The sequence below is a fragment of the Bacteroides cutis genome (assembly GCF_900241005.1).
Lineage (GTDB): Bacteria > Bacteroidota > Bacteroidia > Bacteroidales > Bacteroidaceae > Bacteroides > Bacteroides cutis.
In genome coordinates, this window is record NZ_OEST01000004.1 from 412,964 (window position 1) to 439,850 (window position 26,887).

The 26,887-nt window shown below is 44.7% G+C and carries 25 protein-coding genes and 1 tRNA gene; 12 read left to right on the plus strand and 14 right to left on the minus strand.

Features of this window, described 5'->3' with window-relative positions; genetic code table 11:
* Nucleotides 1-94: 94 nt before the first annotated feature.
* The gene (locus tag C1A09_RS11280) at nucleotides 95-2,383 is read right to left on the minus strand and encodes an NADP-dependent malic enzyme (protein WP_101544145.1); all 2,289 of its coding nucleotides are present in this window, start codon (nucleotides 2,381-2,383) and stop codon (nucleotides 95-97) included.
* Nucleotides 2,384-2,560: 177 nt separating this feature from the next.
* On the opposite strand from C1A09_RS11280, the gene C1A09_RS11285 reads away from it, so the two are divergent.
* Nucleotides 2,561-5,053 carry a family 20 glycosylhydrolase gene (locus C1A09_RS11285; protein ID WP_101544148.1) on the plus strand — a complete coding sequence of 831 codons (2,493 nt, stop codon included), beginning with the start codon at nucleotides 2,561-2,563 and terminating at the stop codon, nucleotides 5,051-5,053.
* 433 nt (nucleotides 5,054-5,486) lie between these two features.
* Here the strand turns inward: C1A09_RS11285 and C1A09_RS11290 are convergent, their stop codons facing one another.
* The gene (locus C1A09_RS11290) at nucleotides 5,487-6,767 is read right to left on the minus strand and encodes an O-acetylhomoserine aminocarboxypropyltransferase/cysteine synthase family protein (RefSeq protein ID WP_101544151.1); all 1,281 of its coding nucleotides are present in this window, start codon (nucleotides 6,765-6,767) and stop codon (nucleotides 5,487-5,489) included.
* A 110-nt stretch (nucleotides 6,768-6,877) separates the two neighbouring features.
* On the opposite strand from C1A09_RS11290, the gene C1A09_RS11295 reads away from it, so the two are divergent.
* Nucleotides 6,878-7,888, plus strand: coding sequence for an N-acetylmuramoyl-L-alanine amidase family protein (locus C1A09_RS11295; protein ID WP_180949214.1), 1,011 nt, complete (start codon nucleotides 6,878-6,880; stop codon nucleotides 7,886-7,888).
* Between the two features lie 15 nt (nucleotides 7,889-7,903).
* Here the strand turns inward: C1A09_RS11295 and C1A09_RS11300 are convergent, their stop codons facing one another.
* A complete protein-coding gene (locus C1A09_RS11300) occupies nucleotides 7,904-8,794 on the minus strand; it encodes a DMT family transporter (RefSeq protein WP_101544274.1) in 891 nt (296 codons plus the stop codon).
* 139 nt (nucleotides 8,795-8,933) lie between these two features.
* Here C1A09_RS11300 and C1A09_RS11305 point away from each other — a divergent pair, with 139 nt between their 5' ends.
* Nucleotides 8,934-9,791 carry a DUF6845 domain-containing protein gene (locus C1A09_RS11305; RefSeq protein WP_180949215.1) on the plus strand — a complete coding sequence of 286 codons (858 nt, stop codon included), beginning with the start codon at nucleotides 8,934-8,936 and terminating at the stop codon, nucleotides 9,789-9,791.
* Nucleotides 9,792-9,927: 136 nt separating this feature from the next.
* Here C1A09_RS11305 and C1A09_RS11310 read toward each other — a convergent pair whose 3' ends face one another.
* Entirely contained in the window at nucleotides 9,928-10,521 is a 594-nt protein-coding gene (locus C1A09_RS11310; RefSeq protein ID WP_101544157.1) for a type 1 glutamine amidotransferase family protein, read from the minus strand.
* Between the two features lie 227 nt (nucleotides 10,522-10,748).
* Between C1A09_RS11310 and C1A09_RS11315 the strand changes: the two genes are divergently transcribed.
* Nucleotides 10,749-11,495: a TIGR02757 family protein gene (locus C1A09_RS11315; RefSeq protein ID WP_101544159.1), complete on the plus strand. Its 747-nt coding sequence runs from the start codon at nucleotides 10,749-10,751 to the stop codon at nucleotides 11,493-11,495.
* A 71-nt stretch (nucleotides 11,496-11,566) separates the two neighbouring features.
* Here the strand turns inward: C1A09_RS11315 and C1A09_RS11320 are convergent, their stop codons facing one another.
* On the minus strand, nucleotides 11,567-12,097 hold the full coding sequence (locus C1A09_RS11320; RefSeq protein ID WP_101544162.1) for a DJ-1/PfpI family protein: 531 nt from the start codon (nucleotides 12,095-12,097) through the stop codon (nucleotides 11,567-11,569).
* A gap of 165 nt (nucleotides 12,098-12,262) precedes the next feature.
* Here C1A09_RS11320 and C1A09_RS11325 point away from each other — a divergent pair, with 165 nt between their 5' ends.
* From C1A09_RS11325 to C1A09_RS11330, 3 genes are read left to right on the plus strand one after another with little or no spacing between them, the layout of a single operon-like run.
* Nucleotides 12,263-12,616: a winged helix-turn-helix transcriptional regulator gene (locus C1A09_RS11325; protein WP_101544164.1), complete on the plus strand. Its 354-nt coding sequence runs from the start codon at nucleotides 12,263-12,265 to the stop codon at nucleotides 12,614-12,616.
* A gap of 4 nt (nucleotides 12,617-12,620) precedes the next feature.
* Nucleotides 12,621-12,785 (plus strand): hypothetical protein, encoded by a 165-nt coding sequence (locus C1A09_RS16360; RefSeq protein WP_158557831.1) that lies wholly within the window; start codon nucleotides 12,621-12,623, stop codon nucleotides 12,783-12,785.
* Nucleotides 12,786-12,797: 12 nt separating this feature from the next.
* Nucleotides 12,798-13,568: a class I SAM-dependent methyltransferase gene (locus C1A09_RS11330; protein WP_101544167.1), complete on the plus strand. Its 771-nt coding sequence runs from the start codon at nucleotides 12,798-12,800 to the stop codon at nucleotides 13,566-13,568.
* 236 nt (nucleotides 13,569-13,804) lie between these two features.
* Here C1A09_RS11330 and C1A09_RS11335 read toward each other — a convergent pair whose 3' ends face one another.
* The 6 genes from C1A09_RS11335 to sppA form a co-directional block, all read right to left on the minus strand.
* Nucleotides 13,805-15,181, minus strand: coding sequence for an ATP-binding protein (locus C1A09_RS11335; RefSeq protein ID WP_101544170.1), 1,377 nt, complete (start codon nucleotides 15,179-15,181; stop codon nucleotides 13,805-13,807).
* A 348-nt stretch (nucleotides 15,182-15,529) separates the two neighbouring features.
* A tRNA-Phe gene (locus C1A09_RS11340) sits at nucleotides 15,530-15,602 on the minus strand.
* Nucleotides 15,603-15,854: 252 nt separating this feature from the next.
* Nucleotides 15,855-16,931 carry a thiamine-phosphate kinase gene (thiL, locus tag C1A09_RS11345; protein WP_101544173.1) on the minus strand — a complete coding sequence of 359 codons (1,077 nt, stop codon included), beginning with the start codon at nucleotides 16,929-16,931 and terminating at the stop codon, nucleotides 15,855-15,857.
* A 3-nt stretch (nucleotides 16,932-16,934) separates the two neighbouring features.
* Nucleotides 16,935-17,744, minus strand: a complete 810-nt coding sequence (locus C1A09_RS11350; protein WP_101544176.1) for a purine-nucleoside phosphorylase — start codon at nucleotides 17,742-17,744, stop codon at nucleotides 16,935-16,937.
* Nucleotides 17,701-18,816 carry a tetraacyldisaccharide 4'-kinase gene (gene lpxK, locus C1A09_RS11355; RefSeq protein WP_101544178.1) on the minus strand — a complete coding sequence of 372 codons (1,116 nt, stop codon included), beginning with the start codon at nucleotides 18,814-18,816 and terminating at the stop codon, nucleotides 17,701-17,703. Before lpxK ends, C1A09_RS11350 begins: the two co-directional genes overlap by 44 nt.
* 136 nt (nucleotides 18,817-18,952) lie before the next feature.
* Nucleotides 18,953-20,722, minus strand: coding sequence for a signal peptide peptidase SppA (sppA, locus tag C1A09_RS11360; RefSeq protein ID WP_101544180.1), 1,770 nt, complete (start codon nucleotides 20,720-20,722; stop codon nucleotides 18,953-18,955).
* Nucleotides 20,723-21,143: 421 nt separating this feature from the next.
* On the opposite strand from sppA, the gene C1A09_RS11365 reads away from it, so the two are divergent.
* Together C1A09_RS11365 and C1A09_RS11370 are read left to right on the plus strand one after the other, a co-directional pair.
* Nucleotides 21,144-21,485, plus strand: a complete 342-nt coding sequence (locus tag C1A09_RS11365; RefSeq protein WP_101544183.1) for a hypothetical protein — start codon at nucleotides 21,144-21,146, stop codon at nucleotides 21,483-21,485.
* A 141-nt stretch (nucleotides 21,486-21,626) separates the two neighbouring features.
* The gene (locus C1A09_RS11370; protein ID WP_101544185.1) at nucleotides 21,627-23,768 is read left to right on the plus strand and encodes a VapE domain-containing protein; all 2,142 of its coding nucleotides are present in this window, start codon (nucleotides 21,627-21,629) and stop codon (nucleotides 23,766-23,768) included.
* 133 nt (nucleotides 23,769-23,901) lie between these two features.
* Here the strand turns inward: C1A09_RS11370 and C1A09_RS16550 are convergent, their stop codons facing one another.
* The 3 genes from C1A09_RS16550 to C1A09_RS11385 all read right to left on the minus strand — a co-directional run bounded on the left by C1A09_RS16550 (nucleotide 23,902) and on the right by C1A09_RS11385 (nucleotide 24,890).
* On the minus strand, nucleotides 23,902-24,171 hold the full coding sequence (locus C1A09_RS16550; protein ID WP_255419792.1) for a type II toxin-antitoxin system RelE/ParE family toxin: 270 nt from the start codon (nucleotides 24,169-24,171) through the stop codon (nucleotides 23,902-23,904).
* 74 nt (nucleotides 24,172-24,245) lie between these two features.
* Nucleotides 24,246-24,488, minus strand: coding sequence for a hypothetical protein (locus C1A09_RS11380; protein WP_101544187.1), 243 nt, complete (start codon nucleotides 24,486-24,488; stop codon nucleotides 24,246-24,248).
* Between the two features lie 165 nt (nucleotides 24,489-24,653).
* On the minus strand, nucleotides 24,654-24,890 hold the full coding sequence (locus C1A09_RS11385) for a DUF4248 domain-containing protein (protein ID WP_101544189.1): 237 nt from the start codon (nucleotides 24,888-24,890) through the stop codon (nucleotides 24,654-24,656).
* 349 nt (nucleotides 24,891-25,239) lie between these two features.
* Between C1A09_RS11385 and C1A09_RS11390 the strand changes: the two genes are divergently transcribed.
* From C1A09_RS11390 to C1A09_RS11395, 3 genes are all read left to right on the plus strand, one after another.
* The gene (locus tag C1A09_RS11390; protein ID WP_101544192.1) at nucleotides 25,240-25,752 is read left to right on the plus strand and encodes an HU family DNA-binding protein; all 513 of its coding nucleotides are present in this window, start codon (nucleotides 25,240-25,242) and stop codon (nucleotides 25,750-25,752) included.
* An 86-nt stretch (nucleotides 25,753-25,838) separates the two neighbouring features.
* The gene (locus C1A09_RS16365; protein ID WP_158557833.1) at nucleotides 25,839-25,940 is read left to right on the plus strand and encodes a smalltalk protein; all 102 of its coding nucleotides are present in this window, start codon (nucleotides 25,839-25,841) and stop codon (nucleotides 25,938-25,940) included.
* Between the two features lie 138 nt (nucleotides 25,941-26,078).
* Nucleotides 26,079-26,552 carry an N-acetylmuramoyl-L-alanine amidase gene (locus tag C1A09_RS11395; RefSeq protein ID WP_101544195.1) on the plus strand — a complete coding sequence of 158 codons (474 nt, stop codon included), beginning with the start codon at nucleotides 26,079-26,081 and terminating at the stop codon, nucleotides 26,550-26,552.
* Nucleotides 26,553-26,887 lie beyond the last annotated feature (335 nt).

A 26,887-nucleotide genomic window follows, 5' to 3' on the forward strand; every position in this document is an offset into this window, starting at 1 on the left:
CCGTCAATTCGTTCGGCTGTTGTCAGAACGATATAACAAAGTGCTGCCCAAAGGAGCGTAATGCAAACTATTTGAGATTTTGATAATGGCCTTTTCATTTACCGGCTTTCTTTTTGTCGACAATGGCGTCGATAACTGCCACTGCGGTGATGTTTACGATATCGCGTACAGAGCTTTCGAAATCGGTAAAGTGAATAGGCTTGTTCAATCCCATTTGGATAGGACCAATCAGTTCGGCATCCGTATTCATTGCCTGTAACAGTTTGTAGGCAGAGTTGGCTGAACTCAGATTGGGGAAAATAAGCGTATTCACATCTTTGCCTTTCAGTCGGGTGAAGGGATATTTGGCGTCGCGCATTTCGCGGCTCATGGCAAAATTCACCTGCATTTCGCCGTCAATGGCAAGTTCAGGGTAATTTTGTTGCATATAGTCAACAGCTTCATGTACGCTTACCGGACTTCCTTCTTTATCGGCACCGAAGTTGGAGTAGCTCAGCATTGCCATTACCGGCGTGTGGTTGAAGAAACGTACCGTGTGTTCGGATAGTTTGGCAATGTCAATCAAGGTTGCTGCATCGGGATGACGGTTGATAAGCGTATCGGCAAGGAAGAAAGTACCTTTTTTAGAGTTAAGGATGTGCATTGTACCGAAGTGCTTGTATTCCGGACGGATACCGATCACTTCTTTGGCTACCTTGATGGTATTACTGTATTTGGTATAGAGTCCGGTGATGAAAGCGTCGGCTTCACCGGTTTCTACCATCATCATACCGAAGTAATTGCGTTCGAACATCTTGTCGTTGGCTTCTTCGTAAGTAACGCCTTCACGGGCACGCTTCTCGGAAAGGATACGTGCATAGCGTTCGCGACGTCCCGCTTCGTCGGGGTGGCGCAGGTTCACGATTTCAATGCCTTCAAGACTCAGGTCGAGTTCCTTTGCCAGTTTTTCGATGGCTTCGTCATTTCCTAATATAATGGGATGGCAAATTCCCTCGGCCTTGGCTTCGACAGCGGCTTTCAGCATGTTGGGATGGATTCCCTCGGCAAACACCACACGTTGCGGATTACGGCGGGCTGTATCGTAGAGTTGACGGGTCAGTTTGCTTTCATACCCCATCAATTCACGCAGTTGCAGTTTGTAAGCATCCCAGTCTTCTATGTTTTTACGGGCTACACCGCTTTCCATGGCTGCGCGTGCTACGGCACAAGACACCTCCGTGATGAGACGCGGATCAACCGGTTTCGGAATGAAATATTCGGGGCCGAAAGAGAAGTTGTTTACATGATAAGCCTCGTTCACTACATCGGGTACAGGCTGTTTGGCGAGGTTGGCGATGGCATGTACTGCGGCGATTTTCATTTCTTCGTTGATGGCCTTGGCTTGTGTGTCAAGTGCACCGCGGAAGATATAGGGGAAACCGATTACATTGTTTATCTGGTTCGGATAGTCGGAACGGCCGGTGGACATCAATACATCCGGACGCGCTGCCATGGCATCTTCATAAGAGATTTCAGGGGTAGGATTGGCAAGGGCGAATACAATAGGATGGTCGGCCATGCTGCGTACCATGTCTTGTGTCAATACATTACCTTTGGAAAGTCCCAGGAATACATCGGCACCTTTGATGGCTTCGGCAAGTGTATGCACATCACGGCGGTCGGTGGCAAAATAACGCTTTTGTTCGGTCAGGTTCTCACGGTCGCTGGTGATAACCCCTTTACTGTCCAGCATCAGGATGTTTTCACGGCGTGCACCGAGAGATTCGTATAATTTGGTACATGAAGTGGCAGAGGCACCTGCGCCGTTTACTACGATTTTTACATTCTCGATCTTCTTGCCTGCCACATCCAGGGCATTCAGCAGTCCGGCACTGGAAATGATGGCTGTACCATGCTGGTCGTCGTGCATCACGGGGATATCAAGTTCTTCCTTCAGACGACGTTCTATTTCAAAACATTCGGGAGCCTTGATGTCTTCCAGGTTGATACCACCAAAAGTAGGAGCGATGGCTTTGACGGCCTCAATAAACTTGTCAGGGTCTTTTTCGTTTACTTCGATATCGAATACGTCGATGCCGGCATAAATCTTGAACAGCAAGCCTTTTCCTTCCATAACCGGCTTACCGCTGAGGGCGCCTATATCGCCCAGACCGAGTACGGCTGTGCCATTGGAGATTACAGCCACAAGATTACCTTTAGCTGTATATTTATACGCGTCTTGCGGGTTTTTCTCAATTTCAAGACACGGTTCTGCAACGCCGGGAGAGTAGGCAAGCGAAAGATCGGTTTGTGTACTGTAGGGTTTGGTGGGCACTACTTCTATTTTTCCAGGTTTGCCTTGCGAATGATAGAGCAAAGCAGCTTCTTTGGTTATCTTAGCCATGGTAAAAATGTTAAATTAGTTATGATTTTGCTGCAAATGTAGGGATAATTGTTCTAAATTGTAGCTCGTCACAACTAATTTCTATTAGAATTATCATCAGATAAGCTAAAAATGCTTATTTTTGACATCGTATAACAATATATTAACCCCCGTTTATTAATTTAACACATGATTAACATGAGATTTTTGAAATTTCCTTTAGCTGGACTATTTGTAATGGCACTATTTTCAGGGTGCAAGACTGGTAACGAACAGAAAGCACCGGTTGCTCTAACCTGGGAAATGGGTGCGAATGGTATTGAACCTGGATATTATGAGAACACTTTTGTGCTCAAGAATGTCTCTGATGACCCTCTGCCCGAGGACTGGGCCATTTATTATTCACAGCTTCCCCGTGGCGTTAAGCAAGAAAAAAATCCGGCGGTAAAGATTGAGGTGGTGAATGGTAACTTCTTCAAAATGTCTCCCACAGAGAACTTTACCTCTTTGGCTCCGGGTGATTCTATGCGTATCACTTTTCGGTGTACTTATAAGTTGGACAGAAGTTCGCATGCTCCTGAAGGTACTTATTGGGTGGCAATCATCGACGGCAAGGAGGGCAAACCTTTTCCGGTGGAGATGAATGCGCTTCCATTGCCTTCTCCTGAATCGCTTCCCGGTTATCCGGATGCTGCTAAGATATATCAAACCAACCTTCGTCTGGTTGATGCACCTGCTTTGAAGCAATCGGATGTCTTGCCTTCGGTAAAGAAAGCGGTGTCAGCCTATGGCCGTGTTACATTGGATGGCCAGGTAGGGATAGAATTTCCTGAAGAATTTTCGGGTGAAGCAAAACTGTTGAAAGAAAAACTCCCCGGCTATGGACTGGAGGTGGTAGACAACGCTCGCGTGACGATTGTCTTAGAGACTCTTGCTGATAAGGAAGAAGCCATAAACGATGAATATTATACTATAAGTATAGGTGATGGCCGGTTAAGGATTGGTGCTGCTACTCCTCATGGAATTTTCAACGGTACTCAAACCTTGCTCTCTATGCTGAAAGGTAAGCAGGCCCCGTATGTGTTGGAGGGAGTAAGAATACAGGATTATCCTGACTTGCCGTATCGCGGGCAGATGATAGACATAGCCCGTGACTATACTACACCGGAAAACATGAAGAAGCTGATTGACGCTTTTGCTTCCTATAAGATGAATGCATTGCATTTTCACTTTTCCGATGACGAAGGGTGGCGCCTGGAAATTCCCGGTCTGGAGGAACTGACTACAGTGGGAAGTCGCCGGGGGCATACCACAAACGAGAGCCAATGTCTTTATCCGGGCTATGATGGTGGATATGATCCTGAGGCGAAGACTCCCGGTAATGGATATTATACCCGTGAAGAATTTATCGACCTGCTGAAATATGCAGCAGAAAGGCATGTACGCGTAATACCGGAAATCGAATCTCCGGGACATGCCCGTGCGGCTATCGTTTCTATGAAAGCCCGTTATAATAAATATATCGGGACTAATCCTGAAAAGGCGGCCGAGTATATGTTGAGTGAACCGGAAGATACTTCCCGTTACGAGTCCGTTCAATACTATACAGATAATGTCATCAATGTTGCGTTGCCTTCTACCTACCGTTTTATGGAAAAAGTAATTCAGGAAATCAATGCCATGTACAAAGAGGCGGGTGTTCCGTTGACTACCATACATCTGGGTGGCGATGAAGTGCCTCATGGTGTATGGATGGGGTCTCCCAAATGCCGGAAGTTGATGAAAGAGAAAGGTATGACGAAAGCCCACGACCTGTCAGAGTATTTCATCACGCAGATGGCGAGTATCATGCAGAAGAATGGCTTGAAAATCAGTGGTTGGCAGGAAGTTGCTTTGGGGCATACGGAAGAAGCTCACCGGCAGTTGCGGCAACAGACCGAAGGGGTGTATTGTTGGAACACCGTTCCGGGTTCTGATGAAGTGGTTTATCAGACCGCCAATAACGGTTATCCGGTTATCCTTTGTAACGTAGGTAATTTCTATATGGATATGGCGTATAACGGCCATCCCGACGAGCGCGGACTTGACTGGGGAGGTTATGTGGATGAATCTGTTTCCTTCTCTATGCTTCCTTATAGCATTTACCGTTCGCTGCGTGTGAATAAGGCAGGTAATCCTATTGATTTGGATGAAGCTGAAAAGGGAAAAACTGTTTTGACTGAGATTGGCAAGCAGAATATAATCGGTGTACAGGGGCAACTCTTTGCCGAAACCATCCGCAACTTCGAAGGTGTGGAATATCTTCTTTTCCCAAAATTGATGGGGCTGGCAGAACGCGGGTGGAATGCCCATCCGATATGGGAATTTCTTTCCGGTACAGAAGAACAGCAAGTTTTCAATCAGGCTTTGGCACTTTATTATGAGAAAATCAGTAAGGCTGAGATGCCTTATTGGGTAAAGAACGGTATTAATTTCCGTTTGCCCCAACCGGGACTGTTGATGAAAGACGGCAATCTATATGCCAATGTAGCCATTGAGGGGGCGGAAATACGTTATACTACTGACGGGACAGAACCGACTGCCCAATCTACATTATGGGTGGAACCGGTGAAATGTGACGCATCAGTTATCAAAGCGAAGACATTTTATTTGGGCAAAGAAAGTCTGCCGATAACTTTTAAGGAACAATAGCAATTACCTGGGGGGAGGTATAATAATTATAAAACAACCAATCGTTTGGAAACAATGGGAGAGTGCTGCACGTCAGTTCTCTTCCATTGTTTTTTTAGAATTGCCACATTGACTTAATGTTTATAAGAATAATATAATAGGATAGGATTCATATCTTCAGAAAAGTTCAATTGTACTTCGGAAGACGAAGAAAGATAACCTTCTTTGAAGTACTCTTTTAGTATTGTTTGTCGATTAATCAAATTTTTACTTTTAATGGAAAAAGCAGGGGAAATCTGTTCCTTTTTTACTTCAAAAATAACATTGGAGAATAGGGGGATAAAATAAAATCCGTTATGGTCAGCAAGAATAATATTGATGTAGCGGAAAATAGAAAGAGCTTACTATGATTAGAAAATGTAGTAAGCTCATCTCTCTCTTTTTGTTTATCTGTTTACGCATTCAGCGCCTGTTCGATATCTGCAATGATATCATCCGCATTTTCTATACCTACGGAGAAACGAATCAGGTCAGGACGTACGCCTGCTTCCATCAGTTGCTCGTCTGTCAATTGGCGGTGCGTATGGCTGGCAGGATGCAGCACACAAGTACGGGCATCGGCAACGTGGGTTACGATAGCAGCCAGTTTCAATGAGTCCATAAATTTGATGGATACTTCGCGTCCGCCTTTCAGACCGAAAGAAATAACGCCACAAGAGCCGTTTGGCATATACTTCTGTGCCAGTTCGTAGTATTTGTTTCCGGGCAGGCCACAATAGTTTACCCAAGCTACTTTATCGTTTTTGGAAAGATATTCGGCAACAGCTTGGGCATTTTTGCAGTGTTGAGGCATGCGTAGGTGAAGGGTTTCCAGACCGAGGTTTAGCAAAAATGCATTCTGGGGCGACTGGATGCTGCCGAGGTCACGCATCAACTGGGCGGTAGCTTTGGTAATATAAGCCATTTTACCGAAAGCTTTTGTATAAGTCAATCCGTGGTAAGATTCATCCGGTGTGCACAATCCGGGGAATTTATCAGCATGTGCATCCCAATCAAAGTTACCGCTATCTACTATGGCACCACCTACACTGGTAGCATGTCCGTCCATATATTTAGTTGTAGAGTGTACTATAATGTCAGCTCCCCATTCAAATGGGCGGCAATTGATAGGGGTGGGGAAGGTGTTGTCTACAATCAAAGGTACACCATGATCGTGGGCGATGCGGGCAAATTTTTCGATGTCGAGTACTTCCAGTGTCGGGTTGGAAATCGTTTCGCCGAACAGTGCTTTGGTATTTGGACGGAAAGCGGAGGAGATTTCTTCCTCCGGTGAGTCCGGGTTGACGAAAGTGACATCGATACCCAGTTTCTTCAAGGTTACTCCGAAAAGGTTGAATGTTCCACCATAGATGGTAGATGAACAAACGAAATGATCACCTGCTTGGCAAATGTTAAATATAGCATAGAAATTTGCTGCTTGTCCACTGGAGGTTAACATAGCGGCTACCCCCCCCTCGAGGGCGGCTATCTTGGCAGCAACGGCATCATTCGTAGGGTTTTGCAGGCGAGTGTAGAAATAGCCACTGTCTTCAAGGTCGAACAAGCGTGCCATCTGTTCGCTGGTATCATATTTGAAGGTTGTACTTTGATAGATGGGGAGTACACGGGGCTCACCCTTTTTAGGAGTCCATCCGGCTTGTACGCACAAGGTCTCAGGCTTAAATTGTTTTGCCATAATGCTATCTATTTTTAGAGTTTATTATCTATTAATGTATTTATCGTCGCAAAAGTAAGGAAAATAATGTAAATTTGTCCGCGATAAGGAAAAAATACTGCGAATACATTATGATGCGAATATTATTCATCTTTTCTTTTCTCATTTTTAGTTTCCTCTCTCTCTTTGCCCAGGAAGAACGGGATAGTCCGAAAGCGGGTGAAGGTATTTCGGCTTTCCTCGAACGTAATAACCGTACGGGCAAAGTTTACTATAAAGAATTTCTGCGTCTGAACCAGAAGCGTCTGCGGGGAAAAGAGGAACTACGATTGGGAATGAAGTATATTTTGCCACCATTGAGGAATGGAAAAACAGCCAATGTCTCTTCTACCGGTAAAAAAAGATCGGTCAAAGAACCTCTGTTCGGGAAAGAACTTGCCAATGTAGAGGTTACTTCCAACCGTTTGCAGGGAACCTGTTTTTATGTAGTCAGTGGTCACGGCGGACCCGATCCCGGGGCTATAGGCAAGATAGGCAAGGTAGAATTACATGAGGATGAATATGCGTATGATGTAGCTTTGCGTCTTGCACGGAATTTGATGCAGGAAGGTGCTGAAGTCCGTATTATCATTCAGGATGCGAAAGACGGTATCCGTGACGACCGTTATCTTTCCAACAGTAAACGTGAAACTTGTATGGGGGCTGCCATTCCTTTAAATCAGGTAGCGCGACTACAACAACGGTGTGCCAAGATCAATGAGTTTTATAGACAGGACCGGAAAATATACAAGTATTGCCGTGCTATCTTCTTGCATGTGGATAGCCGTAGTAAGAGCCATCAGACGGATGTGTTCTTTTATCATGCACCCAAAAGTGTTTTAGGAAAGAAGTTGGCGGTTATAATGAAAAAAACTTTTGAATCAAAATACGATAAACATCAACCTAATCGAGGATTTGAAGGAACTGTCAGTCCTCGAAATCTGTATGTCCTGTTGAATTCTTCTCCTACGGCTGTTTTTGTGGAGTTGGGCAATATCCAGAATACTTTCGACCAGCGTCGTTTTGTAATCAGCTCCAATCGCCAGGCTTTGGCAAAATGGATGATGGAAGGCTTTATCGCAGATTATAAAAAGACCCAATAAAAGTAGAAGGCCAATCTAATCATGCGCTTTCTTCTCGTACATGACTACTACTGTTACTGCAGCCAAAATCAATGCGATACCGATGGCACCGGCCAATGTGAATTTCTCATGGAATATGCTGTATCCGATAGCTACAGCGGTAAGAGGTTCCAATGCTCCAAAGATGGATGTCAGTGTAGGGCCGATGTGTTTGATGGCTTTTACTAACGTGATGTTGGAGATGGCTGTAGCGGGCAATGCCAGTCCGAGGATATTCAGCCAGGTATATCCGTCGGTTACAAGTCGGATACCTCCTGTGAACATACCTCCAATGATGAAAAACAGTGCTCCTAATGCCATGACGTAGCAGGTAAATGCCGTGGACGGGATATGGGCGGCACGGCTTTTGCGTATTCCTATAATATATCCTCCATAAAAGAATACGGATGAAATGGCGGCAATCATACCTGTTATCCGGTTCTCTCCTCCAGAATTGATTTCTCCCGATGATAATAACCCGGCACCTATCAGAGAAATGGATACGGCAAATAGTACTGTAAATGATTTCCTTTCTCCGAAAACACACATCATGGCAACCGCTACCGCAAGAGGATACATAAAGTGAATGGTAGATGCTACGCCGCTGGCGATATACTGGTAGGCTATTACCAGACTAAAGGAAGTGGCTGCCCGCAACAGACTGAGCAAGAAAACGGTCCCCCAATCTTGGGGGCTGATGCGGAAGGGTTCTTTCAACATTAATCCGAATACAGCCAATGCAAGGGAGGCAATCCCCCAACGGTAGGTCAATACTTCGAACGAAGAGAATCCTGTAGCTAATAAAGATAAAGTAAAGAATGGAGCCAACCCGAATGTGGAGGAAGAGAGAGCAGCGTATATATATCCTTTTATAGGGCTATTTTGTATCATTTATATTGATTTTTTGATGATGTTTCAGAACTATCTATTTTGATCGTTTGTTTCTTTCACATTACATCGTGCAAAATTAGTGAATAAAAACGTTTGCAGGAGCGATATACACTTATAAATAATGAAAGGAAACCTTATGCGAAAAAATTTAATGTTTGTGGGGGGAATTATAATGATCTTCACGTTGGCCTCTTGTGGCGGTACTCAGAAAAGAACGGTGGTAAACTATACTCCAAGGGAGGTAGAACAGGCCAACCAGGTGATGACATATTATAATACTTCTCTGGCTTTATTGAAAAATGTAGTGGTAGAAAAAGATGTAAATGCAGTATTGGGATACATGGAACAGAGTGGAAAAGCACCTGCCTTGACTGCCATAGCTCCTCCCGCTTTCTCTCAGAAAGATTCTGCATTTGTTGTAAATCCGGGTCCTTATTTCAATGAAGAAACACGGAGTAACTTGAAACAGAATTATTTTCAGTTGTTTCAGGCCAGAAGACAGTTTTATTCAACTTTTGATATGTATATTTCATATCTGAAATCGGACAATAAGATGGCAGCTGACAAATTATTGTCCACCAATTATCAGCTGAGTGTGGAAATGTCTGAATACAAAGAGAACATCACCGATATCCTTTCTCCTTTTGCTGATGAGGCACAAAAGGTATTACTGAATGACAATCCGATGAAAGAGCAACTACTTTCTATGAAACGAATGGCTGCCACAATGCATAGTATTCTGGCTCTTTGCATTCGTAAACCTATCCCCGATACAGCTCATCTTGATATGAAACTGGCAAAACTGGTTATTCAGTTGGATATTGCCAAACGTTTGCCTACCGTAGAAGGACATCCTGAGGAAATGAAAAAGTTTCAGAATTTCCTGACTCATGTTGAATCCTTTATAAAAGATGTCCAGCATATCAAGACTAAAGGAACATATACTGAGATGGATATGACGACGATTGAAGAGTATGGGGTAAGTCTTGATTAAAGATGAGTATCAATGAATAGATTAATGGCAGATGGCAGAACAGAATTATTGGGGGCATTCTGTTCTGCCGCATATTCATAAGTCCGTTTTACGAGTGCGGAAGCGATACTCCGGCCTTCAACGGAAGGAGGAACGATTATCTCACCAATCCATTTTTATAAAAGTCATAAGTCGCATGGATTTTTTCTGGTGTGTCAGCTTTCAACAACAAAAGTAGTTCGCGACAGAATTCCAGCTGCCCTGTTCCGTTGGCGGTAACTATATTTTTATCACTGGCAGCTTGTTTCTCTTCATAACCGGCTTCATTGGTGTAGTTCTCTCCACCCCAGAGCTTTAATTGCTGAACAGTGTTTCCTGTATGTCTTACTTCGTTGAGAAAACCATGTTTGGCCATGAAAGAAACCCCATTACAGATGGCTCCAACAATTTTCCCATGTTTCAGGGCGTCTTCCACTAATGGAACTGCTTGTTCCGCTTCGGGCGAATTCCATTGCATACCACCTATTAATATCAGTGCCGCATAATTTGTCGGCATCGTTTGAAAACTGTAATCGGGCAGGGTACGAAAACCACCGATGGAACATACCGGCTCTAATGTGGGGGCAACGACTTTAGTTATATATTTCACTTCGCTATCCGGCATCACTCCTGCATTCAGAGTGCTGGCAAGGTAGGCGCCTTCCCAATCGGCATATTCGTTTAAGAGTAAAAATAATACTTCTTTTTTCATTTGTCTTTTATTATTTAAGTGGTTTTCTTTGAGACCTACAAAAATACATTATTTCTACAGTATACACCAATGAAATTGAATTTTATTACCCTACAGGGATATAAATCTCTGTCTTTCTATTCGCTTTTTCACGATACAAAAATAGGGGGAAAAGGAACGGGGGACTTGTTCGATGTTACTATAAATTCGATATCTTTGCATTTTAAATAAAAACGTAATTTTTCCAGATGACCGAAGAAACGAAATTGCGCCTTCTGGCATGGGCGAAGCAGTTCCACTGTATTGATTTCATACAAGGAGATCCGATACAGTTTCCACATCGATATACAAAGAAACAAGATATTGAGATTAGCGGTTTGCTTACTGCCATCATGAGTTTTGGTAATCGTAAACAGATTTTGAAGAAAGCGGAGGAACTGCATGACTTGATGGGGACTTCGCCTTATCAATATGTATTGTCTTGCCGTTGGAAAGAAGATTTTCTGCCGACCGACCGAAGCAGTTTTTACCGTATGCTTTCCCATGCCGACTTTTACACCTATTTTGCTCGTTTACATGATGCTTATTCCCGTTTCGACTATATGGAAGATGCTTTGCTGAATTACTCCGGTACGCCTATGGAGAAACTATGTGGTTTTCTGGAAGTTTCCGCCAAAAGTCCGCAAAAGAAGCTCAACATGTTCCTGCGGTGGATGATACGTCAGAATTCCGTAGTCGATTTCGGACTTTGGAAGAAGTTCGACTGCCGGGAGTTGGTAATTCCTTTGGATACCCATGTATGCCGGGTGGCCTATCTGTTGGGGCTTACCGATACGGAAACGTATTCTTTGAAGAATGCGCGGAACATAACTTCCGCTTTGGCAGAAATTTTTCCGGATGATCCTTGTCTGGGAGATTTCGCGTTGTTTGGCAGCGGGATAAACGGGATAGGGTATGATGCGACAAATGTACGAATAATCTTGAAGAGTATATAGTTTTGTGAGTAAAAAAGGAAGTCCTATGATTGATCTGCCATTTGAGTTGCCATAGAACTTCCTTGTATCGGTTATACTTTCAATGCGGCAATTACTTTCGGCATCATTGTCCATATATGGTTTTCTTCCTGTGCCGTGTAGAAGTTTCCGTCAATTTCCGAAGAGTTGTCGGTTGCTTCTCCATTCTGTATAGCCGGTTTTGCCAGCGGGTGAACGGCTACTTTCTTACCTTTGGTAATACCTGTAAAATCAAATATCATGGCGGCAGCGCAATGCCCGATCATGATTTTACCTTTCTTGCCGAATGTCTTGATGATTTCCAACATTGTAAGGTTATATGGTTTGTTGGCATTTTGTTGAAATACGGGGACAGCGTCGCCGCAAGAGAACACAAGTGCATCATATTCATCTTCATGTCCTTTCAGGTTTGCCACTACATCATCGGCTATTAGGGTAATGCCGGAGTTTGTTTTGATTTCCTTATCATCTGCTACTGCAAAAACTCTATAAGAAATACCATTCTCAAAAAACGCTTCCAGATACTGGAATAAACCAAATCCGTTGACAGGATTTACTGCTAATACTGCAACTTTTTTTGCCATAATCTTTATTATTAAGTGAAACAATAGTTATTTTCAGTAAGTTTATTACTTTTGTGGTGCAAAGTTATTGATCAGATTGTGTAATAACAATAACGCACTTGAATGTTAGATACTTACAACAATGTAACCATTGTTGAAGTTCAGTAAATTAGTAAAAGTTAAAAAATGGAAAACTTTCATCATGCGGATGCTTGTCCCATAAGGGATGTTCTGAGTAGGTTGGGTGATAAGTGGACAATGCTTATCATGGTTACCCTAAAAACAAATGGTACGATGCGTTTCTGTGATATTCAGAAAACAATCGGTGACATTTCACAACGTATGCTTACGGTCACGCTCCGTTCTTTGGAGACGGATGGGCTTATTGCCAGGAGAGTCTATGCTGAAGTCCCCCCACGTGTGGAATATACTCTTACTGAGACAGGATATAGCCTGATGCCTCATATTGAATCTTTAGTGGGTTGGGCATTGGAACATATGACGGATATATTGGAACGCAGGAGTATACAAAAGAATTGAAGCTATGAGTAAATTCTTATATATAATAGGTATTTGTCTGTTGACATTTATTTCGCCATTGCGAGCTCAGGAAGTTGCCATTCTGAAAGTGGCTCTTGTTCAACCTCATTTTCAGTGGGGTAACGTAAAGGCAAACTTATTAGAGTGGTGCGGAATGTCAAATTATTAAACTTAAAACAATATGGGTAACGAAAATACATCGATACATGAGTTCGACTTTGATTTGATCTGTGAATATTTTTCGACTGTGGAACGTCAAGGTCCGGGCAGTCCCGAAGTGACGCTGAAGGCACTGAGCTTTATAGACGGCCTTACAGATACAGCGCGTATTGCTGACATGGGCTGTGGTACCGGTGGGCAGACAATGGTTCTGGCGGAAAATGCCCCGGGACAAATCACAGGACTTGATTTGTTTCCTGAGTTCATCCGTCTTTTTAACCGTAATGCCGGGCAACGCAATCTGCAAGGTAGAGTGAGGGGCGTGGTCGGTTCTATGGATCAGCTTCCGTTTCAGGAAGGGGAACTGGATCTTATCTGGTCTGAAGGGGCAATCTACAACATCGGGTTTGAACGCGGACTGAATGAATGGAGGAAGTTTTTGAAGAAGGGCGGTTATGTTGCGGTTACGGAGGTGTCGTGGTTCACCGATGAGCGTCCTGCCGAAATCAATGACTTCTGGATGGATGCGTATCCTGAGATCAATACCATTCCGAATAAAGTGGCGCAAATGCAAAAGGCAGGTTACCTCCCCGTCTCCACATTCATTTTGCCGGAGAACTGCTGGACGGAACATTTCTATCAACCGCAAGTGGAGGTGCAGGAACTGTTTTTGAAGAAGTATGCCGGGAATAAGACGGCAGAGGATTTTATTGCCAATCAACGGCACGAAATGCACTTATATAATAAGTATAAGGACTTTTACGGCTATGTGTTCTACATAGGGAAGAGATAGGCAATGCCGAAAGATAAGTTCTTTTACCCTAACGTTAATTTCTAAAAATGCAGCTTCAACAGATTCGGCATAATGGGTATCATTAAAAAGTTTTTGAGAAGATTGAATGATAATAGGATGAATATTTACCCAAATGCTATCATGTTCATATATATTCTCATCTATATATGCAAGTGTTGCTATTACTTCTCCTAAAGTATAAGGATTCTCTACATATTATAATTTGTTCTTCAAGTTTATTCATAGGATTCGCATATAAAATATCCACCTGTTTTCTGTGCTCCTCTAAACTCTATCAATTTTAATCTAACCAAAGAGTTTAAGTAGCGTTTAGCAGTCGGAACACTTTTACCTATCAGTCCCGCTATCTTGGACGAATTAAGTCCCGGATATTGCTTGATGATATTTAGTACTTCTTGTTCTTTTGAGTTTACAGTATCATTTACAGTATCATTTACAGTATCATGTTTGATACTGATAGCCCTTTTAAACACTACCGTAAACATTCCTTCTGTATGAAATTCCGGTTCGGGCAGATTGGCTTCTCGCATCGCTTCCTGCATACGAGGAATACCGGATGCTACTCTTTCCACCAAATGCATGCGGGTAAATAATCCAAAGATTAACGGGTTACGTGTCATACTCTTGTGCCCGAAATCTTTAGCTACGATAGGCAAAAGCCTTCCGGGATTAGAAACCTCTACCCGGTCATCAAACATTTCTATTGTAATGGTTGCTCCCTGTTCGTAATAATCACGATGTGAGAGAGCGTTAATAATGGCTTCTTTGAACACAGTAAGAGGAATTTCCCAAATTTCTTCTCTTGGTCCTGCCCCCTCAATTTTATAAGCTACTTGCAGTTTACTTTCCAGCCATGCCATAGCCTGCAAATATTGTTGGTATAGTGGACCGCCAAAGGTTTTATCATCTATGATATATACTTTGGTTGTTCCTTTGAAAAGGACACATCTTGTTACTGCGTGTGGAAATTTTCGTTCAGGTTGTTTCCCAAAAAACATGGCTGCACCGTTCTTGGCTATTCCTTTATCCGTAAACAGTTCCAAATTCTCAAATATCTGTTTGTCGGCAGTCGATGGTCTTAATCTTGCTTCTGTGCGGAAGTCTTTTATTGCTTGTTCATCTGCATCAGTGTAGATATTGAACCATGAACAGGGAATGGCATCAAAAAATATTTTGTTGCATTCCTGAAAGAAGCTACGCATTTCTTCGACAGTACGAAGTTTCTGTGAGTTTGCTCCCTCACGCACAAAGATAGAACCGGAAAATATATAAGGTTTATCTTTACCTGACGGAACATTAATTACCCAAACTGTCTTATCCTCGATATTTACCGCATACATATCACAATGGAGAGCCGGAGATATTTCACTGATAGAGCCTTGAATGGCTGAACGTTTGTCATTTTCCAAACCTGTACCAATAATCTGTCCGTTATCATCTACGCCGATAAGCAAATATCCTCCGTCAGCATTGGCGAAAGCGCAAATTTCCTCTGTCAGTTCACGAACTTTAGAGGGAACACGAACTTTGAACTCTACATTATAGCCTTCTCCGCTATCAATGAGCGCTTGTATGTTTTCAGTATTCAACATAAATATCTGTAATTGTGCTACAAAGGTAGTTATTTGTTTGATAAATGTTTTATTACCTATATTCTATTTGCAGCAAAAGAGTAATTTACTTCCTTATGAGGAGTATGGCTCGATTTTTAATGATACAAAGTTAGGAAATCGAACAGGGAACCCTGTTATGTAAAATAGTGCAACGTGCTGTAAAATAATGAAGTAAATACCTCACAGTGGAACATTTCGGGCTTTTAAAAACAGTCCCTTGAATAAGGACGTATAGTTTGCTTCAATCCCACTAATTTTGCCTACTCTTGGAAAAGAAAAAATCCCTGAACTTCAATGAAATTCAGGGATTACATTATTTCTTTCAAGTGGTGTCACCAGGAATCGAACCGGGGACACAAGGATTTTCAGTCCTTTGCTCTACCAACTGAGCTATGACACCATTTCTATCTCTTTTGCGGTTGCAAAGGTAGTGAAAGTTTTGGACTGTGCAATAGCTTTTGAAATAAAAAACGCTGATAAATGGCTATGTAGCTAAATATCAGCGTTTATGTTTTTAGAAAAAATACTGAAAAAGTCTATTTGTCTTTGTTTTTTCAGTTTCTGCAGATGTAAAAAACAGACAGAGGTTGAAACTTTATCTGCTTTTTTCGGTATTCTTTTCAGACTTATCCGTTTTAGCGACCGGGTCTGTTCATGAGTCCTGTCCGGTTTCCTCGGATTTCTCTCCGGTAGCGGATTCTTCCTGTAACGGGTTCCAGCCTTGCGCTTTCAGTTCAAATTCCTGCCCGTCGCGGGTAATCAGGGCACAGCCCAGTTCCGGTTTGGTGATATGACCTATCAGCTTGACACCTTCCACTTCGGATACCTTCTCATGGTCGGCAATGGGGACGGTGAACAGAAGTTCGTAATCCTCGCCACCGTTGAGGGCACAAGTTGTCAGGTTCATGTTGAATTCCTCTGCCATGACAGCCGTTTGGTAGTCGATGGGGATATGCTCCTCGTAGACACGGCAGCCTACCTTGCTTTGCTTGCAGATGTGCAGTAGTTCAGAAGAAAGGCCATCCGATACATCCATCATGGAAGTAGGCTGAATGCCCTCCTCTGCAAGTTTCTGGATTATGTCACGACGGGCTTCCGGTTTCAGTTGACGTTCCAGGAGATATTCTTTTCCGGCAAAGTCGGGTTGCAGGTCTTTGTCGCCACCTTTGAGGACGGCCTTTTCACGTTCCAGGAGTTGCAGCCCCATGTAGGCAGCACCCAAATCACCGGACACGCAGATAAGGTCAGTCTCTTTGGCACCGTTGCGATACACTACCTTGCCTTTTTCAGCCTCTCCGATGCAAGTGATGCTGAGGGTAAGTCCCGTATAAGACGAAGAAGTGTCTCCGCCCACAATATCCACTCCGTACTCCTCGCACGCCAACCGGATACCGGCATACAGTTCGTCCATGTCCTCTACGCTGAAACGTTTGGATAACCCCAACGAAACGGTGATTTGCCGGGGAGTTCCGTTCATGGCATAGATGTCGGAGAAGTTGACTACCGCCGACTTGTAACCCAAGTGCTTGAGGGGTACATACGTCAGGTCGAAGTGTACACCTTCCAACAGCAGGTCGGTGGTGACAAGCACCTCTTTGTCCGCAGGATAGGAGAGGACGGCGGCATCATCGCCGACGCCGTATTGGCTGGATTTATTCTTTAGTTCGATACCTTCGGTGAGGTGGCGGATAAGGCCGAACTCACCGAGGGTTGCTATTTCTGTTCTCATTCTTTACGCTCTATTAATCAACTCCCTCATAATCTCCGTCATTCTCGGCTGAGCCGCATCCGCGGCTTTCTGTACCTCTTCGTGGGAGACTTCCACAATCTTGCCTTCCACGCCGAGGTCGGTGATGACAGATACACCAAACACTTTAATTCCGCAATGGTTCGCGACAATCACTTCGGGAACGGTAGACATGCCCACTGCATCGGCTCCCAGAATGCGGAACATCTTGTATTCCGCCGGAGTCTCAAACGTAGGGCCTTGCGTACCTATATATATGCCATGCTGCACCTTGATACCCTTTTCCGCGGCAATCTCGTCAGCTTTGCGGATCAGTTCCTTGTCATACGCCTCGCTCATGTCCGGGAAACGCGGCCCGTAAGGAATGTTCTTGCCACGTAGCGGATGTTCCGGGAAGTAGTTGATGTGGTCGGTGATAATTATCAAGTCTCCGATCTCAAAAGCCGGGTTCGTGCCGCCACTGGCATTGGAAACGAACAGCGTCTTGATGCCCAACTCGCGCATCACACGTACCGGGAATGTAACTTCCTTCATGGAATATCCCTCGTAGTAGTGGAAGCGTCCCTGCATCGCCATGATGTCCTTGTTGCCCAGCTTGCCGAAAATCAGCTTGCCGCTGTGTCCCTCTACGGTAGATACGGGGAAGTTCGGGATATCTTCATACTTTATTTCATACTTCTCGGTGATTTCTCCGGCAAGGCTGCCAAGTCCGGTTCCGAGGATAATTGCTGTCTCGGGTTGCGTGTGCATCTTACTTTTCAGGTAAGCTGCTGTTTCTTGAATCTTTTCTAACATAGCCAATAATGTTTTGGTTAAATATATGTTGTTGATTTTGTAAAAACTCAATCTCGATGGGAAGCACGTAAATATACGGTTTCAGCGCTTCGCTCAGGGCAGGGTGATGCAACAGCCGTGCCGCGTCCTTTTCGGTCGTGATAATCAGCCGCTTCTTCTCGTCCCACTGCAAGAACTGTTCCTCAACCATCTGCAAGTCTTTCGGGCTGAAATCGTGGTGGTCGTCGAATGCCAGCAGTGTGACGTGCGGAGTATGCGACTTCACCTCTTGTACCAACGGCGCAGGCGATGCGATACCCGTTACCAGCAATACCTGCTCGTCTCTTGAAAGAGAAGAAAATCCTTCCCGGCGGTTATCCGTCTTTTCCGGGAATAACGGTGTCAATGTTCCGTAACGGAAACGCGAGAAATACAGCTGTTGATACGGAAACAGACGCAAGCGTTTGGCGATGATGTTGAAATCTATCGGCTTGATGGTTTCCGGGCATTTGGTTACGATGACGATTTGTGCCCGGTTCTTCCCGCTTGCCGGTTCGCGCAGCCTTCCTGCAGGGAGCAGGGCATCTTCGCACAGCAACCGGTGGTAATCGGTCAGCAGGATATTCAGCCCCGCTTTCACATAGCGGTGTTGAAAAGCATCATCCAGCAAAACTACGTCTACGGGCGGATCATCCAGTTTCAGTAACTGCCCGATGCCGTGGCAACGGTCCTCGTCCACCGCTACCCGTATTCCGGGAAATTTGTTCTTGATTTGATACGGCTCATCGCCTATTTCCCGCACGTTGCTGTCACCGGCAGCCAGTACATACCCTTTGCTTTTCCGCTTGTAACCCCGGCTCAACGTGGCTACGTGCAGTTTCTCCCGAAGCAGTAACTTTATCAGATACTCCGTATGCGGTGTCTTGCCCGTTCCTCCCACAGCGAGGTTTCCCACACATATCACAGGAACGTCAAAACTCTTTGACCGGAGCCAGCCCCAATCAAAGAGTTTGTTTCGCAAGCATACCCCCAACCCGTAGAGCCACGAGAGGGGGTATAACTCATAGTGTATTTTGATAAAGTTGTCCTCCATTTAAACAGACCCTTGATTCTTAGCCGTCATAATAAAAATTAGAACACAAATTACACGAATTACGCAAGCAATATGAATTTTGTACTATTGATGAATAACGCTTATCCGATGTTTGTTTGCGTAATTTACCTTTCTTTTATTGGATATTCAGTTCAAACGGTATACGTGCCTGTATCCGGTCTGCTTTGTCAAAGTTCTCCAAAGCACCGAATTGCTGGTATATCTCACCCATTGTGCCTTTCAGCATGCGAGCTTTGATATAGTTCCCCGGATTTGTATTCATCAGGCTTTCAAAGAAGCTTTCCTTCTTCGGATAGTTCATAACGGTATAGGCATCTACTTTTGCCTTTGCAACAGCAATCTCCAATGCCTTGTCCAAACCGCCCAGCTCATCCACCAGTCCCAACTCTTTTGCTGTGCTGCCTGTCCAGACACGACCTTGTGCAATCTTATCCAGTTCTTCCTTGCTGATACCGCGGCCATCGGAACAACGAGTCAGGAAGAGGTCATATCCCCGGTTTACATACATTTGCACCAAACCTTTTTCACCGTCGTTCATCGGACGTGCCAGCATGCCGAAGTCAGCATATTGGTTAGTCTTCACTACATCGAAGCTCACACCGATTTTGTCGGCCAACCCTTTGGCATTGGGGAACATGCCGAAGATGCCGATAGAGCCGGTCAGTGTGGTGGGATCGGCGACAATCGTATCCGCATTACAGGAAATGTAGTAACCGCCCGATGCGGCATAGTCACCCATAGACACGATTACCGGTTTCTCTTTCTTTAATTCGCTTATCGCATACCAGATTTGTTCCGAACCGTAGGCGCTGCCACCCGGAGAATTCACGCGCAGTACCACGGCTTTCACATCTTCGTCCTCTTGTAACTTGCGCAAGTCTCTGATTACCTTTTTAGAATTGATACCTTCTTCACTGGTAGCCGAAGAACTGCCACCGTCAATTTCTCCGTAAGCATAATATACGGCAATCACGTTTCCGCTCTTGTCCTTGGGAACGTTCTTCTTCACGTTCACCATATCCTTCAATCCCAGTACAGGCATACGGTCGTCCTTGTCGACACCTACCATTGTTTTCAGATAGTTGCGTACATCATTCTTATACATTAAGGTATCAACCAATCCATATTGCACACTCTCCTCTGCGGGATAGAAAGCCAGCATACGGTCTGCAACAGCATTCAGTGAGTCGGCAGACATTTTACGGGAAGCGGCTACATCACTGGTCAACTGTCCCCAGATAGAAGAAAGATACACATTGACCTGTTCGCGATTGGCAGGGCTCATTTCTGTAGCAATAAACGGTTCTACGGCAGATTTGTATGTACCCACCTTGAATACTTGCATCTCTACACCGATTTTAGCCAATAAATCTTTGAGGAACATCGGAGTAGATGCCAAACCTTTCCATTCGACCATACCTTGTGGATTTAGCAATACTTTGTCTGCCACGCTTGCCAGATAGTAAAGTCCCTGCGAATAATTATCACCGTATGCCACGATGAACTTGCCGGACTCCTTGAAATCTTTCAATGCGTTGCGGATTTCTTCCAGTGAGGCAAATCCTGTGCCCAGCCAGCTTGCTTGTATATAAATACCTTTGATATCTTCATTCTCTTTTGCCTTCTTGATGGAAGAAAGGATGTCGTCCAGTCCGTAAGTGGTGTTTTCTTCACCCAAGAGGAAATCAAACGGGTTCTCCTGGCTGCGTTCAACCAGAGCACCGTTCAGTTCCAACATCATAATGGAGTTCTTGCGGACTTGTGTTTCCGACTCTGAGGAAGACGCTATACCAAAGAACACCAGAATGCTGATGAAGAACAGCACGACGCCCGATACAATGATACCCGTTACGGTGGCAAGCGTAAATTTCAGAAAATCTTTCATTGTCTTATTGTTTTTAGTTGCTAACTTTTTTAAGCTAACAAAGATAAATAATTAGGTTGACATTTATCCTATTTGTCGCAAGATTTTTCGGTTTGTCACACAGTCATTCATTAAAAATGTACATCTCTCCCTCTATCTTCTTCTTTTCTGACAATCTCAACTCTCCGTATATATAGTACGCACGTATATGCGTGCATGTGCGCGTATTCTCTTTTCTTTTTTATCTGAAAAATCCCCGTTATTTTAAGAGGGGGTATACCCTCCTCTGACATATGGGGATTTTTGAATTATTGCAGACAGTATTTTCCCTTTTTTTCTCCGTCTGCTAATTAATGTTTAATTTCGCGTTCCCATATTAATTAATTGGCTTTAATGTTAAACGAAATTGTAAAAAAAGTATGGAAACTACTATTTTAAAAAAGTGGATGTCTTAGAAAGCCGCCGTTGGCAGCTTGTCTCCAAAGACAGTAATCTTGACCTGGCCGAAATTGCCGGAAGTATCGAACTGCTCACTGCCGATAAGGTGCACATTGACAAGGGCAAACCGCTCTTGCTGGAAGCCATCGTCCGGCAAATCCATTACCATCAGGAGCATCCCCGCGAAGACATCAACATCAAGCATGAGGTGCGCCAATGGGCACGTATCCTCACCGCCTGCTGCTTCGTGGAGAAAAGCCGCGACCGCAGCACCGCCATGAAAGAGAAAGCCCTTGAGACAGAACTTTATAACCTGCTCTCGCGGTTGTTTCCCAAAAACCGATAGAACAATATGCCGACCGGTATTGCCCGGTAACCGGCATTAGTGTTTTGATAGCCTTTTCCCCCCGGAAAGGGCTATTTTCGTATGCGGAAGCAAGTCCCCACCTTTGTGCCCGCCAATAAGGCAGATTAAAACATTGATAGGATGATAGACATTTCCATTACCGCTTACCGCGGCTTCTCCGCCGTTGCAGGCGAAACCAACCTAAGTACTTTACTCTCTAATATCCGTGGCGGCACTTACTTCCCTGCAGTGCATAAGGTGGAGGAGCAGTTGCGGCTGGGCGACCTCGCCAAAGCCAACGCCATCAAGAAGCAGTTGCCTTTCTTCACGCTGACGGGCAATTACCACACGGTGCGCCAGTCCCACTCGCTGATACGTTACAACCCCGTGATCACCATCGACGTGGACGACTTGGAGGACGGCCGGATAGAGGGTGTGCGTCAAGCCCTCGCGTCTGATCCCGACGTGCTGGCTTTCTTCCTCACCCCGAAGCGCCACGGCTTTAAAATCTTCCTGTACCTGCGCACGGAGTACGCCCGCCGCCTGCGCCAGACTGCTTTCTCTGTTCCCGTCATCACTTATTCCGAACTGGAGAAACACCATTCGTTGATGTACGAGGCTGCCCGTCTGCACATAGAGCAGGTAACGGGTGTAGAGGTTGATGTCAGCGGCAAGGACATCGGGCGTGGCTTCTTCGCTTCTTTCGATGTGCAGGCATACTTCAATACGGAACTGCTGGGAGAGATAGAAGAAATAGGGACGAAGGTGGTAAGTGAAAAGAAGGTGGTAAGTGAAAAGCCCTTCAACCCCACCCTGCCACTTGAAACTTCCCCCTGGCACGCGTTGGAATATAAGAAAGCTCTTTCCACTACCCGCCGTTCGGAGAAGTTCCGGGAGGGCAACCGTGACAACTTCCTCTTTGTGCTGGGTAACCGTTGTTTCCGTAAGGATATCCCCGAAGAGGTTGCCATAGCATTTGCCGTACGCGACTTTCAACAGGATGACCTGGATGTGGCAAGCGCCATCCGTAACGCTTACCGTTACGTCAGCAAGACACAGGCTGCCGTGAAAGCCAAAGAGGAGAAAGTGCCTGTTGTCAGCCGTATCATGGATTTCCTTTCCTGCCGTTACCGCTTCCGCCGGAATGTGATACTGGACAGGCTGGAGTTTGCGGAAATTACTCAGGGAGGTGACACGGAGGTAGCTGCCGAAACATCTTCCCCCGTCTTCCGCCCCCTGCGCGCCAAAGACCTGAACTCCATCTACGTCAACCTGCTTACGGACGGTGTCAACTGTTCCCTGAACACCTTGAAAGCCATTGTCGATTCCGATTACGCCTCCTGCTTCAATCCTTTCGAGGATTACCTGCTGAACCTCCCCGCCTGGGACGGTACGAGGGATTACATCGGCGAGCTTGCCGACACCGTCCTTACCGAAGACCGGGAATTCTGGCGCGAGAGCTTCCGCCGCTGGCTGGTGGGGTCGGTGGCTTGCGCCTTGAGGGAGAAGAAAGTGAACCAGCTGGTCTTGATACTCTTTGGCGGACAGGGCAAGGGCAAAAGCACCTGGATAAGCCGCCTGTTGCCTCCCTTGTGGAACGAATACTACCATACGGGCATGATTAACCCCGACAACAAGGACGACATGCTGCTGCTCTCCACGCGTTATCTCATCAATATGGAGGAGTTCCAGGGCGTAAAGGCCGGTGACCTTGCGGGGTTGAAACGTATCATCACCCAGGACAGCATCATCCAGCGTAAGGTATACGACACACAGGCTTTCTGCTTTATCCGCCATGCCTCCTTCATCGCCAGTACCAACAAGCGGCGTTGCTTGCAGGACATCGACGGTAACCGGCGTTTCCTGCCCTCATCGGTGCTGTCGGTGGATTACCGTAAACCGGTGGATTACTGCGGCGTCTACTCGCAGGCGATGGCTCTGTTGGACAGCGGTTACCGTTACTGGTACGAGGGCGACGAGATAGACGGGCTTAACCTGCATAACGAGCTTCACCGTTTGAAGGACCCTGTGGAGGAGAACCTTTTCGTCTTCTTCCGCCGTGCCCTGGCAGGGGATACGAACGTGAAGTGGATGCCTGCTTCGGCCATCCTTACCCATCTTACCATCTTCGGTAAGGTTCAGGTGAACCGCCAGACGCAGCAGGAGCTTGTGCAGGCTTTGGAGAAGTACGGCTTCGCTACGAGGGTGAATGCACAGGGCGGTACGGAATATGAGGTGGTGGAGTTTCAGGCGGAGGAGGTGGAGAGGAGGTTTAAAGAGTGATAGGGGGGAAGATGGTGAGATGATAAGTATCTGCCATTGTGTTTTGACAGGTATGGAAATAGGTTTTGCCTATATAGTAAATCCCGTATGATGTATATCAAACGGGATTTGCTATATAGGGATAATTGAAAGATTATTCTTTTCCGTAAGGAGCTACGTCTTCACAAACTCCGATAGGGTAATTTCTTAAAATGTCAGGGTCACGATGCGTATGCCAAAACAAATGAATCCTTATAATATCACCTTTAACAGAGTATATTATTTTGTAGGGTTTCACTAAAAGAAATCTGTATTCATGTTCTTCATCAGTAAGTTCCCACTCAATACTTCCAATGAGAGGATTGTCTTTCAACATACTGATCTTTTTTCTAATTCCTTCCTTGAATCTTAAAGCAGTAAGAATACCGAACTTCTTTTTTCCGTATTAAAAGATTTCGCCAATTTGACGTTGAGCTTCAATGTCGTACTGTATAGTCATTATTGCAACGCATTATAGAAATCTTCCATATCCTCTTCTCTAATATATTCTCCTTTTTCAAATCGTCTTTCAGAGTCTTGCAACTGCTTTTGGGCTTCTTTTATGCTCATACGGCAAGGGTTCTCATTATTTCCACTTTTTCGCATGATATCTTTTATTGTATCGAGCACATCCGGATCGTTAGTGTTCAACACTTCTCTTGCTAATTCGGCTTTGTAAGCTTCCAACTCTAAAGTGTTCATATTCAAATATATTTTTTATTTGGGGCAAAGATACATAAAAACTCGGTATATATTCCGGTATTACATATAATACGTACCAAATTGTGTATGTAAATCTAGGTATGTTATTTGATAATACAAAAGAAAGCTCGGTTTTTTTATATTATTTTCTTGATTTTAATGTTATTACGGCTCTCCCAATACTTCTGCAATCAGCCTCACCTGCCGACGTGTATATCTATGGTCTCCTTTCGCCTCTCCCGCCTGATACATGGCTTTGTACAATGCCGGATTCCGTCGTATCCAGTAGCGCATCTTCCGCATGGCGGCTACGATGGGCATATCGGGATTGTACAGGTGTGCCAGTTCTGCTTTTCCGTAAGAACGGATCATGAAAGGTTCTTCTATGCAATGATTTTCCATTTTCTTTTTTAAGTTTTTTGAGTTGATTATCCGTGTTACCTATACTTCAAAGGTACAAAAAAATGGATGGACAGGAAAGCGAAGCGTGTATTATAATTGTTTGAAATACAAGATACTATCATATATGTACATGGAGAGCAAAGTGCGACAAAACGGTGGGGTGGGAGATTGTATCTTTGTTGTACGAAACGAGAGAATTACAAATCATAAGTTCTTATTTCTTATTTCTTATTTCTGATTTCTGAATTTTGAATTTTGAATTTTGAATTTTTGATTTCTGAATATCTCCCTTTTCCGTGGCTGCGCAGCCCGATTTTTTTTTATTTTAATTCTTAATTATCAATTAATCATGGCAGTACCATTCAAAAAAGTGGGTTACCGGAAAGACCCCAAAGACAAAGATTCCGCAGTTACCTTTCATCCCCGTCTCGTCACTATGGGACAGACGGTCACTCTTGACAGCATCGCTTATGAGATGAAAGAGAAAAGTTCATTGTCTTACGGCGACATCAAGAGTGTGTTGACTAATTTCGTGGAAACCATGCGCACGTCTCTTTACAACGGGCATTCCGTAAATATCCAGGAGTTCGGCGTATTCAGCCTTTCCGCCCGTTCTTCCGGTGTGGACGAGGTAAAGGATTGCTCGGCAAAGAACATCAGGAGCGTCAAGATCAATTTCCGTGCTTCGAGCAGTGTCAAACCCAATCTGGCTTCCACCCGTGCCGGTGATAAAATCGAGTTCCTCGACATTCAGGCAGCCTTGGACGGAGAGAACGGAAATGGCGGTAGCGGTTCGGACGGTAACCAGGGCGGTTCCGGCAGTGGTAGCGGAGAAGATCAAAACGAAAATCCGCTTGGCTAAACCCCTCGTTCCCCATTCAACTTATTTATTAACAGAGTATTCTCCGCCCCTTTTAGGAGGCGGAGGGTGCGTAATATTTAATCATCATGGCAACAAAATCATCTTGGTGGGATAAACTCCTGAAAATCGTAATCGCAGTAGCTTCGGCAGTCTTGGGCGCTCTTGGCGCTAATGCTATGCCGGCTTAAAATTAAATATCAGATATTAAATCTTAAATATCAGATATTCGATCTTAAATATCAGATATTAATTATAAAATATTAATTCCATGCGGCATGAGCGCAGCCAATTAATATTTAATACCTAATAATTAATGTTTAATCAAAATGAGATTTATCAATCTTATCGTCATCCACTGTTCCGCCACCCGTTCGGACCGTTGTTATACGGAACATGATTTGACTACAGACCACCTGCGCCGGGGTTTCTCCGGCGCAGGTTACCATTTTTATATCCGCAAGAACGGAGATATAAAGAGTTTGCGTCCGGTGGGACAAGCCGGCGCTCATGCCAGGGGCTATAATGCCCATAGTATCGGCATCTGCTACGAAGGGGGATTGGATACCCACGGCCGCTCTGCGGATACCCGTACTGATTTTCAGAAACATTCTTTGCGGGTACTTGTCATGTTGCTGTTACGGGATTATCCCGGTAGCCGTGTTTGCGGTCATCGTGACTTGAGCCCGGATGCAAACCATAACGGAGAGATAGAGCCGGAAGAATGGATTAAAGACTGTCCGTGTTTTGATGCTGCTACTATTTTGCAGGAACTGCCGCCGCCTAATCCGGCTTATTTATAAAAGCGGCACTTTTTCCGGTATTTTTCCTCGTTACTGTGAACATATGTACGCTTTCTTCGCGCGTGCGTATATACATAATGTGCTCTGTCTTTGTCTTTGTTCTTCTTTTCTTGAAAGATGTGTTTTATAACATCCTTATCAGTCAGCGTATTAGCAAAAAGTTTCATTTTTTTTTAAAAAAAGAGTCATATATATTTGCGTGTTATTATCAAATGCCCTACTTTTGCATCCGCTTTCGGGAACGAGAGCGGCGATGGTTTGACATTCTGGCAGAAGCGGTGTAAGAACCCTGTCATTTTTCTGCTCTTTGGCATTCGTTTCCATACGATTTCAGC

Bases quoted from the DNA above. Each gene is read 5' to 3' on its own strand.
- lpxK (WP_101544178.1), bottom strand. From the start codon at position 18,816: ATGGAGGACAACTTTATCAAAATACACTATGAGTTATACCCCCTCTCG.
- C1A09_RS11325 (WP_101544164.1), top strand. From the start codon at position 12,263: ATGGAAAACTTTCATCATGCGGATGCTTGTCCCATAAGGGATGTTCTG.
- C1A09_RS11280 (WP_101544145.1), bottom strand. From the start codon at position 2,383: ATGGCTAAGATAACCAAAGAAGCTGCTTTGCTCTATCATTCGCAAGGC.
- C1A09_RS11295 (WP_180949214.1), top strand. From the start codon at position 6,878: ATGATGCGAATATTATTCATCTTTTCTTTTCTCATTTTTAGTTTCCTC.
- C1A09_RS11350 (WP_101544176.1), bottom strand. From the start codon at position 17,744: ATGTTAGAAAAGATTCAAGAAACAGCAGCTTACCTGAAAAGTAAGATG.
- C1A09_RS11380 (WP_101544187.1), bottom strand. From the start codon at position 24,488: ATGAACACTTTAGAGTTGGAAGCTTACAAAGCCGAATTAGCAAGAGAA.
- C1A09_RS11395 (WP_101544195.1), top strand. From the start codon at position 26,079: ATGAGATTTATCAATCTTATCGTCATCCACTGTTCCGCCACCCGTTCG.
- C1A09_RS11335 (WP_101544170.1), bottom strand. From the start codon at position 15,181: ATGTTGAATACTGAAAACATACAAGCGCTCATTGATAGCGGAGAAGGC.
- C1A09_RS11320 (WP_101544162.1), bottom strand. From the start codon at position 12,097: ATGGCAAAAAAAGTTGCAGTATTAGCAGTAAATCCTGTCAACGGATTT.
- C1A09_RS11290 (WP_101544151.1), bottom strand. From the start codon at position 6,767: ATGGCAAAACAATTTAAGCCTGAGACCTTGTGCGTACAAGCCGGATGG.
- thiL (WP_101544173.1), bottom strand. From the start codon at position 16,931: ATGAGAACAGAAATAGCAACCCTCGGTGAGTTCGGCCTTATCCGCCAC.
- C1A09_RS11370 (WP_101544185.1), top strand. From the start codon at position 21,627: ATGATAGACATTTCCATTACCGCTTACCGCGGCTTCTCCGCCGTTGCA.
- C1A09_RS11305 (WP_180949215.1), top strand. From the start codon at position 8,934: ATGCGAAAAAATTTAATGTTTGTGGGGGGAATTATAATGATCTTCACG.
- C1A09_RS16365 (WP_158557833.1), top strand. From the start codon at position 25,839: ATGGCAACAAAATCATCTTGGTGGGATAAACTCCTGAAAATCGTAATC.
- C1A09_RS16360 (WP_158557831.1), top strand. From the start codon at position 12,621: ATGAGTAAATTCTTATATATAATAGGTATTTGTCTGTTGACATTTATT.
- C1A09_RS11285 (WP_101544148.1), top strand. From the start codon at position 2,561: ATGAGATTTTTGAAATTTCCTTTAGCTGGACTATTTGTAATGGCACTA.
- C1A09_RS11385 (WP_101544189.1), bottom strand. From the start codon at position 24,890: ATGGAAAATCATTGCATAGAAGAACCTTTCATGATCCGTTCTTACGGA.
- C1A09_RS11390 (WP_101544192.1), top strand. From the start codon at position 25,240: ATGGCAGTACCATTCAAAAAAGTGGGTTACCGGAAAGACCCCAAAGAC.
- C1A09_RS11310 (WP_101544157.1), bottom strand. From the start codon at position 10,521: ATGAAAAAAGAAGTATTATTTTTACTCTTAAACGAATATGCCGATTGG.
- C1A09_RS11315 (WP_101544159.1), top strand. From the start codon at position 10,749: ATGACCGAAGAAACGAAATTGCGCCTTCTGGCATGGGCGAAGCAGTTC.
- C1A09_RS11330 (WP_101544167.1), top strand. From the start codon at position 12,798: ATGGGTAACGAAAATACATCGATACATGAGTTCGACTTTGATTTGATC.
- sppA (WP_101544180.1), bottom strand. From the start codon at position 20,722: ATGAAAGATTTTCTGAAATTTACGCTTGCCACCGTAACGGGTATCATT.